The 11,408-nt window shown below is 43.4% G+C and carries 8 protein-coding genes and 1 pseudogene; 7 read left to right on the forward strand and 2 right to left on the reverse strand.

Annotation, left to right across the window (positions count from 1 at the left end):
• Nucleotides 1-24: 24 nt before the first annotated feature.
• On the reverse strand, nucleotides 25-636 hold the full coding sequence (locus tag AAEY93_RS08005) for a flagellar brake protein (protein WP_351075978.1): 612 nt from the start codon (nucleotides 634-636) through the stop codon (nucleotides 25-27).
• A gap of 668 nt (nucleotides 637-1,304) precedes the next feature.
• Here AAEY93_RS08005 and AAEY93_RS08010 point away from each other — a divergent pair.
• Nucleotides 1,305-3,305, forward strand: a complete 2,001-nt coding sequence (locus AAEY93_RS08010) for a cytochrome c/FTR1 family iron permease (RefSeq protein ID WP_233768629.1) — start codon at nucleotides 1,305-1,307, stop codon at nucleotides 3,303-3,305.
• 176 nt (nucleotides 3,306-3,481) lie between these two features.
• Here the strand turns inward: AAEY93_RS08010 and AAEY93_RS08015 are convergent, their stop codons facing one another.
• Complete coding sequence (locus AAEY93_RS08015) at nucleotides 3,482-3,895, reverse strand: hypothetical protein (RefSeq protein WP_101034513.1); 414 nt, start codon at nucleotides 3,893-3,895, stop codon at nucleotides 3,482-3,484.
• 319 nt (nucleotides 3,896-4,214) lie between these two features.
• Here AAEY93_RS08015 and AAEY93_RS08020 point away from each other — a divergent pair, with 319 nt between their 5' ends.
• The 6 genes and pseudogenes from AAEY93_RS08020 to AAEY93_RS08045 all read left to right on the forward strand — a co-directional run.
• Nucleotides 4,215-6,497, forward strand: coding sequence for a TonB-dependent receptor (locus AAEY93_RS08020; protein WP_233768654.1), 2,283 nt, complete (start codon nucleotides 4,215-4,217; stop codon nucleotides 6,495-6,497).
• An 11-nt stretch (nucleotides 6,498-6,508) separates the two neighbouring features.
• Complete coding sequence (locus tag AAEY93_RS08025; RefSeq protein ID WP_124012251.1) at nucleotides 6,509-8,662, forward strand: dihydrolipoyl dehydrogenase family protein; 2,154 nt, start codon at nucleotides 6,509-6,511, stop codon at nucleotides 8,660-8,662.
• Nucleotides 8,663-8,881: 219 nt separating this feature from the next.
• Complete coding sequence (locus tag AAEY93_RS08030; RefSeq protein WP_351075998.1) at nucleotides 8,882-9,703, forward strand: DUF547 domain-containing protein; 822 nt, start codon at nucleotides 8,882-8,884, stop codon at nucleotides 9,701-9,703.
• On the forward strand, nucleotides 9,690-10,982 hold the full coding sequence (locus tag AAEY93_RS08035) for an ABC transporter substrate-binding protein (protein ID WP_124012252.1): 1,293 nt from the start codon (nucleotides 9,690-9,692) through the stop codon (nucleotides 10,980-10,982). Before AAEY93_RS08030 ends, AAEY93_RS08035 begins: the two co-directional genes overlap by 14 nt.
• The gene (locus AAEY93_RS08040) at nucleotides 10,979-11,203 is read left to right on the forward strand and encodes a hypothetical protein (RefSeq protein ID WP_351075983.1); all 225 of its coding nucleotides are present in this window, start codon (nucleotides 10,979-10,981) and stop codon (nucleotides 11,201-11,203) included. Before AAEY93_RS08035 ends, AAEY93_RS08040 begins: the two co-directional genes overlap by 4 nt.
• A pseudogene (locus tag AAEY93_RS08045) lies at nucleotides 11,200-11,408 on the forward strand (hypothetical protein); the annotation flags it as partial. The gene AAEY93_RS08040 and the pseudogene AAEY93_RS08045, both read left to right, overlap by 4 nt.

An 11,408-nucleotide genomic window follows, 5' to 3' on the forward strand; every position in this document is an offset into this window, starting at 1 on the left:
TTTGCAAAAATGACTCATTTTAGATCACGATTGTTTAGTCGAATTCACCAAACAATAACTGAAAATATTGTCGGTTAACTCAGGATGTTCATCTGAGAATTTAATCCCAACATGCAGTATACCGTCGACATGTTGAATTTTAACCGCACTGCCAGTTAAGATGCCAGAAAGATCAGTATTAATCGAAATAGCCACATGCATTTGCTCGCCCTGCTCAATACTCACGGCGTTAGCATCTAATGTCAGTAAACAACCCGAAAATGAAAAATCAACCATGGTAGCGCTAACTTTACTCTCGTTGTGAATAACAAACACGGCTTGCTCTATATTGACTCTGGGCTGATCTCTGACCTTTTTCTTGGTGATGGCTTTGGGCACACTAAGACACAACATTTTAATCGGATGATTTACCACAGATAATATGGTCGACTTAAAAGCAATAATGTCTTTAAAGCCACTATTAGTTATCGCTCTGACAACAATTTCAGCGTTAGCTAGCATGTACTGATAAGCCTCAGAAAAACCTTTATTTGGATACTCAATCAAGATAAAACGCTCCAGTTGATATCCAATCATGCTCGAACGTGATTGCACGGTTTTACCATTGGCAAAATGAATCTCAATGAATAATTCCATGCCTATGTCAATCAGGCGAAGGTCTTCATACAACGTAACGCTTATGGGGTTTTTCATCATTTACCTGCCATAGTGTAACTCGTCATAATAGCGCTCTTTTTTATCAAAAAAAACATAAAAATCAATAATGTAAACATATCAGATGTAGCTCAAAAATAATAATAGCCTTGTTGATTCTAGTTAATCTCAACTCACAATAAAAGCTAGGGAAACTAGGTAACGGTCAAATATGTTCAGGATAGTCATATCAACCATGTCATTCGTTTTGCTAACAAGCTGCAAAATTAGGTGTCTATTTTAGTCAATGCCGACAGCAGAACAAAGGCCTATTTAATCAGCGGTTATTATCTCAAGTAGAGGTTACTTATACTAAACAGTGATAATGGATACTGACTACGGTTTATCAATCCGTCACAAAGCGAATCACCTCACCCACCCATAAAAAACATAACCCGCTGTTTCAAAAATAAATAATAACCAAAAACTGATTATTAAATTATTTTCTATCCACAATAATCTCGCAGATAACCCTTGTTGCCACTAACCGCCCTCACCAGCACAGTTTCAGAATGATTGATAAGCCGCCAACAAGAAAGTAGAATGCTAATCATTATCATTTATTCAATTAGTTTACAGAATAATTCTTTCATTCCTATTAAGGCAATACCTTGAATACTTTCTTAAGCAGCATCACGTTATGGCGACAACAGCTTACATCTTCAGTCTTCAATAAGTGCCTACTAATTGTCATTAGTTCGGTGTTTTCAACCTCATTATGGGCGCAAAGTCCGGCAGTCACGTCACAAGAGATATCACCAGAGACATCTCAAGATCGCCTAAAACAAACACGACAAATTCTCCAATTAGCGGAATACATTGGTGTGGATTATTCTGAAGCCATCAGCGCAGGAGAAATTAATAATGCCGATGAGTTTGCTGAAATGCAGCAATTCGCCAGTATCATCATAGAAAAAACCAGCCTGCTCGCTAATGATAAGCCAAATTCGTTAATGACAGATGCACTTCAATTACAACAAGCCATAGCAGACAAATCATCACTGGATGTTATTCAACAGTTTAGTCAAAAAATTCGCAAACAGTTACTAAGCCAGTCTCCCGCCTTAGTACTGCCATCACAGCTGATAGCCAAAGATAATGTTAAGCAACTGTTTATTGAAAATTGCTCAAGCTGTCATGGTGATTTAGGCCAAGGGAATGGGCCACTCGCTAAATCCTTATCACCTCAGCCGACTAATTTTACTGACCAAGAACGGGCATTAAATCGTTCGTTATTGGGACTTTTTGATGCGATTTCTGATGGCTTAGATGGCAGTGCTATGCGTGCTTTTAGTGAGTTAAATGATCAACAGCGTTGGTCTCTGACTTTCTATGTTGGCAGCTTAGCTTTTGAGCCAACGGCTGTCACAACGAAGCACATTAAGCAAGATGCTAATATTGAATTACAACAATGGGTCAATAGTAATCCAACACAATTACTTCAGCAAAATGTCGGCATTGATCGCAGTCAACTAGAACGATTACGCTCACAACCTGAGTTGCTATTCCAACATGCAGAGTCACCTATTTCGGTAACGCGCACAAACTTGCAGGCAGCAGTAAAAGCCTATCAAGCTAATGAATTAGCACAAGCACAAACCTTGGCGGTAAGTGCTTACTTAGATGGTTTTGAATTAATTGAAAACAATTTAGATGCTCACGACAGTGGTCTGCGTAAATCAATCGAAACCAAGCTGCTTAATTTTAGAAACTTATTGAAAACAACAGGTCAAAACACGCTGGTAAATCAACAGTTGAGCAGCATACTGACACAGCTCAATCAAGCCGACACTGTCTTAACCGGACAATCACTATCAAATAACGCTATGTTTTCGGCGGCGTTAATTATCCTGTTACGCGAAGGCTTAGAAGCCCTATTGGTGATCATTGCCTTAATGACAGTGTTAATCAAAACCGAACGTCATGACGCTATTAAATTTGTTCATTTTGGTTGGATATCTGCATTAGCCGCTGGCGTATTAACCTGGTGGGCGGCAGATAACCTCATCAGCATTAGCGGTGCATCTCGGGAGGTAATGGAAGGTGGTGCAGCACTGTTAGCCGCGTTAGTACTGTTTTATGTAGGCTATTGGATGCACAGTAAAACTCAAGGTTCAAAATGGCAAAGTTACCTTAAAAAGAATGTCGATCGTCATTTAAACACCGGAACCTTATGGGGACTGACTGGATTGGCCTTTATTTCGGTATATCGAGAAGTATTTGAAACCATTTTGTTCTATCAATCGTTACTGACACAAGCCATTGGATCCGCCAGCAGTAATGAGCAGGTCACTTATTTGGCCTACGGTTTGTTAACTGGCATGGCCATTTTGGCTGTTATTGCTTGGTTAATGATGCGATATTCGGTGAAATTACCCTTGGCACGCTTTTTTGCCGTCAGCTCTTACTTCATGCTTATTTTAGCGTTTATCTTGGCAGGAAAAGGGATTTCAGCGTTACAAGAAGCTGCCATCATTAACCTGACACCTTTCCCTGTTGATGTGTCGATTAGCTGGTTAGGCATAGCCTCAACGTGGCAAGGGTTAACCACACAAATGGTAATTGTAGTGTTATTTAGCTTTTTGGTTATTCGTAATCGTGAGGCTAAATAATGCCTAATTCCAGCTACTTTAAAGCTTAATCGATCCAAGCACTTTAACGTTTAATCTTGCGGGGAGTTCAACGTTTAATTCCAGAGTGTCCCAATAAATAAGGCTGGCTAATAATATTTAGCCAGCCTTTTTATATCGATAAAACGATTTAACTCGAGTTGAGGTAATTTAGGAACTTATTTTACGGTAAATTTGGTATCTTGCTCTCTTAACATATACAAAGCGAAACACGCCGCCCACATTGGCCATGCAGCAAAGAATAATAAATTATTAAAGGCATCAAAATATTGATTGAATGCCGATAACGTTGAAGCACCGTGCATGAGAAAGATCACCCCATAAGTGATCCGTTTTTTAATCCCAAGTACAAACGCAAACACCAATAATAATTGTAGTGCACCCAAAATATACGCTGCGACGTCACTCATGCCACCAATGCCATAGAATTTTTCAAATATCTTCATGCTATGACCAGGATTAACAAACTTATCCACTGTCCACACTAGCAACACCAAAAACACGCCTAGACGTAAAGAGAGTAAAGACCATTGCAATTTACGTTGAACATCGCCGCTAAGTGCTGTTTGCATCATAATTCCTTAAAAATATAAAATAAAGTGGTATCTATCTAAAACTAATCAGCTTTTAATAGGCTAAACTGATCTTTTATTGAAAAATTTCATCAGCCACCAATTGACCGAGTCAAGCGGCACTATGTTGCACATATATTTATGCCATTTAGGTCTAACACTGTAAAAATAGGCATAACATCGTTGAAATAAAACCGTTAATTAGAAGGTCTCTTTAGCCATGTTCATCACTACAGAAAATATTATGTCTATTCAGCGTCACCAAAATCGCTCACTTATTGCGCTAGCCATTAGCGTCGCCTTGTATTCATCGATTACGATGGCGGCTGAAGACACGTCAATAGAAGTCATTCACGTTTCAGGTAAAACGATTAATGACCAAGGATTATCACCTAAAAACACCACGGTAGATGGCCCATTTGGCGATGGCATAGCACTTAAAGATATTGCCCGCTCTGTTACCCCCATCACAAGTGAGATGATTGACCAGCTTAATATTACTGACTTATCAGACATTCAAAAGGTCAGCCCTAATAGCTATTCTGCCAGTGGTTTTGGTGCATCAAGTTTGCCAACAATTCGCGGCCAATTAGGTGAGTTATATCAAGATGGTGTGCGTCGCCAAGCGGGCAACAATGGCTTTGGTGTACCTATGTCATTTAACGCAGTCGACCAAATTGATGTGGTAAAAGGTGCGCCGCCAGTGCTATTAGGCACCAGCCAACGTAATGGTGGATTTGTTAACATACATTCTAAAGTCGCGCCTACTGACGAGCAATTTACTAAGCTCACCCTCTCTGGCGGCAGTTGGGATCATTACCGAGCTCAAATAGATGTTGGCACCGACATTGTCGCCAACCAAAGCGGTGTTCGCTTAAGTGCAGAACATATCGATAATGGCAGCTACTACGATTATTCAGGCTTTAAAAGCGACAGTATTTTTGTCGCATTTAGATTTTTGCCGGACGATGTCAGCACGTGGGACATTAATGTCGAATACTATGATGTTGAGTTTACCGATAACGCGGGGATTAACCGTCCGACTCAAGCATTAATCGATAACGGTTTATACGTGACTGGCCAAGGTGTACAGCCTAATGGCAGTACTATTGCTGGCGCCAATGCCATCGTATCGCCTACCGGGTTAGTTGAGATAGATCGCAGCCAAGTATTAACCGATCCCGACAATATCAATGACGCGCAAACCTTGTTACTCCACAGTACTTATGTGCGTAAACTAAGTAATAAGGCCACGCTTAAAAACATCACTTATTATCAACACTTAGAGCGTGAAGAAATTGCTCAAAACAGTTTTGTTGAAATCATTGATGGTGCAGATACCGCTCAAAACAGAGTGGAACTGGCTTATGAGTGGAATGACGCCCAAAGCACCATTACTGCGGTCGATATTCGCTACAACAAGGTGTTAGGTTACAGCCAATTTACCACCGAGGCTGACTTACCTATCGACTTAACCGGTCCAATTGAAAACCGCCGTATTCCACTTACTGCTGAGCAGCAAGCAAGGCTAGTTGAACTGCGCCCTGGTGTGTTTGTGTCACCTGGCGCCCAATACGATACCAATGCAGATGGCAGTGGCGATTTTTCATTATCTGACACCACTGACTCAACCAGTTGGCAAACGGGTCTAGCCATTCAACATAACAGCCAATGGACCGATAAGTTCTCAACCAGCGTAGGTTATCGTGCCGATTTTTATAATGTAGATGCGCGCGATGCCATTGCCCCCCAAGAACAAGTTGCAGCCAGCGATTCGATAAGTGAAATGCTTGAATCTGGGCAAATCAGTTTGAGCTATCGCATTACTGACGATATCACCACCTATGCAAGCGCCAGTTATAACGAATCAACCTCAAATAGCATGGCAGGCGGCACGACGTTAGGCGCTAATAACCAGATTAGTAGCCAAAATTTTGCCACCGAAAATACCCTTACTGAAATTGGCATTAAATATTCACCCACTGACAGTGCTTGGTATATCGACGGGGCAGTGTTTGACCAAAAACGCAGTCTGCGAAATCGTGACGGCAGCAACACAGGCGTTCGCACTAAAGGTTTTGAAGCCCAAGCCTTTTATGATGCCGACCCATTTTGGTTAAGCGCGGGCTACAGTTATTTAGACGCTCGTTATGATGATTCAGCCAGTAGCCAAGATACGGTACAAGTGGCCGATACCTTTGATAACTCGCGTCCCGATATCATTCAAGGCACAGGTATTGGCGCACCAAACTTCGCTTCATTTGCACCGTCTGACCGCCGTGTACAAGGCTTACCTGAACAAACGTTCACAATTAATGGCGGAATGTCCATTACTGAGAAATGGAAAGCCGGTTTCTCCGGTCTATATACCAAGAGTTACCCATTGGATTATTTAGCGACTGTGTATATTCGCGATCAGTACACGCTAAATATCAACACTCGCTATGACTTTAGCGAGCAAACAAGTTTAAGGCTAGACGTGAATAACATTACTAATCAACAGAACTGGCGCCCAGTATTTGAAGGCGGTTATTTCGGTTCTACCTTGGTTTTCCCTGAATTACCGGTTAACGCCACACTTACCTTACAGCATTCATTTTAAGGCTATTGTTTATGTTTAAAAAAATTGTTTTATTACTCATTGCCACAATATTAGTGGGTCTGTTTTTCTATTTTGACCTACATCAGTTACTGACCCTAGATGGCTTAAAAGGCTCAATGAATGATTTCGACCAATTGCGCGAGCAATCGCCGCTGCTGGTTATTGGCGGGTTCTTTTTACTGTATGTTGCAGTGACGGCATTGTCTCTACCTGGTGCAGCCATTCTCACCATTGCCTCAGGCGCACTATTTGGCATAGTTGAAGGATTAATTATTGCCTCATTTGCCTCAAGTATTGGTGCATTACTGGCATTTTTAGTGTCACGTTACTTGCTACGAGATACCATCAAGCAGCGCTTTCCTGAACGTTTAGCGGCCATTGATGCCGGCATTGAAAGAGAAGGTGGCTTTTATTTATTCACCTTACGCTTAGTGCCTATATTCCCGTTCTTCGTGATTAACTTGTTGATGGGCGTCACCGGGTTTAAATCGTGGACCTTTTACTGGGTTAGCCAAGTCGGTATGTTTTTGGGCACCTTTGTGTATGTTAATGCCGGAACTCAACTGGCACAAATTGACAGTTTAGCGAACATTTTATCATTTAACCTGATTGTGTCATTTGCACTATTAGGTTTATTCCCACTGATTGCTAAGGCGATTGTTAATATGATCAAAAAACGCCGCGTATACAGCAACTGGACCAAGCCCGCCAAATTTGATCGCAACATGATTGTGATTGGCGCCGGCGCAGGAGGTCTTGTCACCAGCTACATTGCCGCTGCAGTGAAAGCCAAAGTCACCTTAATTGAAGCCGGTGAAATGGGCGGTGATTGCTTAAACTATGGCTGTGTGCCGAGTAAAGCGATCATTAAAAGCGCCAAGATAGCCCAGCAGATAAGAAACGCCCATCATTATGGTTTAGAAGACATCACCCCTGAGTTTTCGTTTAAAAAAGTCATGGCACGCGTGCATCAAGTCGTGGCCGATATTGCCCCACACGACAGCGTTGAGCGTTACACCAATTTAGGTGTCGACGTAGTAAAAGGCTATGCTAAATTAGTCGACCCATGGACCGTAGAAATTAGCTACCCAGACGGCAACACCAGCCGCTTAACCGCGCGCAGTATTGTGATTGCCACGGGTGCTCGTCCGTTTGTGCCGCCGTTACCTGGCATTGAAGAAGTCGGCTATGTCACCAGCGATACTTTATGGGATGAATTTGCCAAACTCGATAGCGCACCACAAAAATTAGTGGTCCTCGGCGGCGGTCCAATTGGATCTGAACTGGCCCAAAGTTTTGCCCGTTTAGGATCCAAAGTGACTCAAATTGAAATGGCCGATCGCATCATGATCAAAGAAGATCTTGAAGTGTCTGAATTTGCCACCCAAGCGCTGCAAAAAAGTGGCGTCAACATTTTAACCTCGCACCAAGCGCTGCGTTGTGAGCTGCGTGATGATAAAAAATTCATTATCGTCAAGCATCAAGAGCAAGAACTGGCAATCGAATACGATGAGCTTCTGTGCGCCGTCGGTCGCAGTGCCCGCTTAGACGGTTACGGTTTAGAAGCATTAGGCATCGAAACCAATCGCACCATTGTTACTAATGAATATTTAGAAACCTTATACCCCAACATTTACGCTGCAGGCGACATTGTTGGCCCGTACCAATTTACCCATGTGGCCGCTCATCAAGGCTGGTATGCCGCAGTGAATGCGTTATTTGGTCAATTTAAAAAGTTTAAAGTCGATTATCGCGTCATCCCATGGACCACCTTTATCGACCCAGAAGTAGCCCGTGTCGGTATTAACGAATACGAAGCCAAGCAGCAAGGCATTGATTACGAAGTCACTCGGTTTGACTTTGCCGAATTAGACCGAGCCATTACCGACAGTGCGACCGACGGTTTTATTAAGGTGATCACCCCTAAAGGCAAGGACAAAATCTTAGGCGTTACCATTGTCTCGGAGCATGCTGGTGACTTAATTGCTGAGTTTGTATTAGCAATGAAACACGGATTAGGACTCAATAAAATTTTAGGCACCATTCACAGCTACCCGACTTGGGCTGAAGGTAACAAATCCGCCGCCGGTGAATGGAAGCGTAACCACGCGCCAGAAACAGTGCTGGGCTGGTTAGAAAAATACCACACATGGCGTCGTGGTTAATGGTTTAAAGACAGTGTTGATGAAGCTATATGCCCATTAACATCAATGCTTTAGAGGCTAACAAATTATGGCGTCAGCTAAAGAGAGATGAGTTGACGCCTATTGTGTGACAACACTGATTAATGAGTACACACAGAATAGGCAAGAGTAATGGCACAAACAGTAAGTGAGCAAAACATGATGAATAAAATAGTAAAGGTATTTTCAACTGCAGTGGTTATGTTCGCTGTTGTTTTTAACTCACTGAGTTTTGCCGCTGAATCGCAGCCATCGGTTACGACCCAAGTTGCAGCGGCAGCGGCGCAACAGACGTTACACCAAGACTGGCAGTACTTAGTTAGCCAACATGTACAACCCATAAACCAAGGTCACAGTAGCGCGGTAGATTACTCTGCTATGCAACAAGACCATGCCAAATTGCAGGGCTATTTGACACAACTCAGTCACATTACTCAAACTGAATTCGATGCTTGGGATAAATCGTCACAATTAGCATTTTTAATCAATGCTTACAACGCGTGGACGCTTGAACTTATCTTAACCCAGTACCCTGATATCGACTCCATCAAAGACTTGGGCGGATTATTTAGCTCACCTTGGGATAAAAGCTTTATCCCATTATTGGGTAAAACCCGCAGCCTCAACGATATTGAACATAAATTGATCCGCGGTAGCGATCGATATAATGAGCCTAGAATTCATTTTGCGGTAAACTGTGCCAGCATAGGTTGCCCTGCGCTGCGTGAAGAAGCTTACACAGGCGCCAAGCTTGAGCAGCAACTAAACGCACAAACTGAGCGTTTTCTTAGCGACAACAGCCGAAACTACGCCAAAGGCGATACGGTCTATTTGTCAGCCATTTTTAAATGGTATGGTGAAGATTTTACCCAAGGCTTTGGCGGCGCGGATTCGATCGATGCCTTTTTATTACTGTATCCTAGCGCATTAAAGCTCAGTCCAGCACTTCAAACCACTGCAGAAAAGCAGCAATTGGATATCGATTTTTTAGATTATGATTGGTCGCTTAATGTCGCTCGATAAGATCATTTTTTTAATAAAAAGGCCTAAAGCTATACTGCATATTGTTGCAGCAACCGCATTGGGCTTTTTTATATGCGCCAGTTTTGGGGCTGGTGTGGCTTATGCCAAAACCAATGAGCAAGCAGCATGGTCAGACATTGAAGCACGTGGTGCAAATCAAGAGGTGTATTTTCATGCTTGGGGCGGCGATCCACAAATCAATAGGTATATTCAGTGGGTTGCGGATCAGCTTGACCAGCAATATCACATCAAATTACATCATGTAAAACTGACCGACACCAGTGAAGCGGTCAGTCGCGTACTGGCAGAAAAATCCGCTGCTAACGACCATAATGGTCAAGTGGATCTCGTGTGGATTAATGGCGAGAACTTTGCCGCGATGGCAAAACATCAATTGCTCACCCCTAACTGGGTGCCTCAATTACCCAACTTTAGTTTAACCGATCCAGACAATAATCCTGCCATGACCCGCGACTTTGGTGTGCCTACATTAGGCATGGAAGCACCTTGGGGCAAAGCCGCGTTAACCTTTTATTACGACAATCTTGTTAGCCAAACGCCGCCACAAACATTGCCACAGTTAAGCCAGTGGACACAACAACATCCAGGCCGATTTACCTATCCTAAGCCGCCTGACTTTTTGGCTATGAGCTTTTTAAAATACGCCTTAATTGTGCTCAATAGTTCACAACCTGCGGCGATTAAAAATCTACTTTATCAACCTGCCACAGCGCAAAGCCAAGCGTTGTTGTTACCTGTGCTTTGGCAATATTTAGATAAATTACATCCCAATTTATGGCGTAAAGGCCAACACTTTATGTCCAGCGGCATGGCGCTGCGCCGCTTAATGGGTGATAGCGAATTGGCATTGGCATTTACCTTTTCAGCCGCCGATGTTCCAGCAGCAGTGGCGCGCTTTGACTTGCCAGACAGCATCCGCAGTTATCGCATGCGTGATGGCAGCTTGAGTAATATCCATTTTATTGCCATTCCATATAATGCGACGCATATTGACAGCGCTAAACTGGCGGTTAATTTTTTACTCAGCCCAGAGGCTCAAGCGAAAAAACAACAACCTAGCGTATGGGGCGATACCAGTGTCATCGCACAATCGCAACTACCCGCAACGCAACAAGCTTGGTTTCAACCGCCAACCCAGTCTCACCCCAGTGCCATTATCGCCAACCAAGATAGTAGCCCAGCATTGAGCGAACCGGACCCAAGTTGGACCAAGGTGATCGCAACCCAGTGGCTACAACGCTATGGGGTAATGCGATGATGACATCCGCAAGTGGATTCAAAACACTGGTGAGCAGCAGTCCATACGTAATATCGTCATTACCAGCAACGCAACAAGCCTGGTTTCAGCCGCCAACCCAGTCTCACCCCAGTGCCATTATCGCCAACCAAGAGAGTAGCCCAGCATTAGGCGAACCGGATCCGAGCTGGACCAAGGTGATCGCAACCCAGTGGCTACAACGCTATGGGGTAATGCGATGATGACATCCGCAAGTGGATTTAAAACACTGGTGAGCAGCAGTCCATACGTAATATCGTCATTACCAGCTGCGCAACAAGCGTGGTTTCAGCCGCCAACCCAGTCACACCCTAGCGCCCAAATGGCTAATCAAGAGAGTAGCCCAGCATTAGGCGAACCGGATCCGAGCTGGACCAAGGTGATCGCAACCCAGTGGCTACAACGCTA

This window comes from Shewanella sp. CAL98-MNA-CIBAN-0140 (assembly GCF_040309905.1).
GTDB classification, from domain to species: Bacteria; Pseudomonadota; Gammaproteobacteria; order Enterobacterales; family Shewanellaceae; genus Shewanella; species Shewanella psychromarinicola.

What these genes read in the sequence shown, in the direction of transcription:
- AAEY93_RS08005 (WP_351075978.1), bottom strand. Translation starts at nt 636, where the DNA reads ATGGAATTATTCATTGAGATTCATTTTGCCAATGGTAAAACCGTGCAA.
- AAEY93_RS08015 (WP_101034513.1), bottom strand. Translation starts at nt 3,895, where the DNA reads ATGCAAACAGCACTTAGCGGCGATGTTCAACGTAAATTGCAATGGTCT.
- AAEY93_RS08020 (WP_233768654.1), top strand. Translation starts at nt 4,215, where the DNA reads ATGGCGGCTGAAGACACGTCAATAGAAGTCATTCACGTTTCAGGTAAA.
- AAEY93_RS08025 (WP_124012251.1), top strand. Translation starts at nt 6,509, where the DNA reads ATGTTTAAAAAAATTGTTTTATTACTCATTGCCACAATATTAGTGGGT.
- AAEY93_RS08030 (WP_351075998.1), top strand. Translation starts at nt 8,882, where the DNA reads ATGTTCGCTGTTGTTTTTAACTCACTGAGTTTTGCCGCTGAATCGCAG.
- AAEY93_RS08035 (WP_124012252.1), top strand. Translation starts at nt 9,690, where the DNA reads ATGTCGCTCGATAAGATCATTTTTTTAATAAAAAGGCCTAAAGCTATA.
- AAEY93_RS08040 (WP_351075983.1), top strand. Translation starts at nt 10,979, where the DNA reads ATGATGACATCCGCAAGTGGATTCAAAACACTGGTGAGCAGCAGTCCA.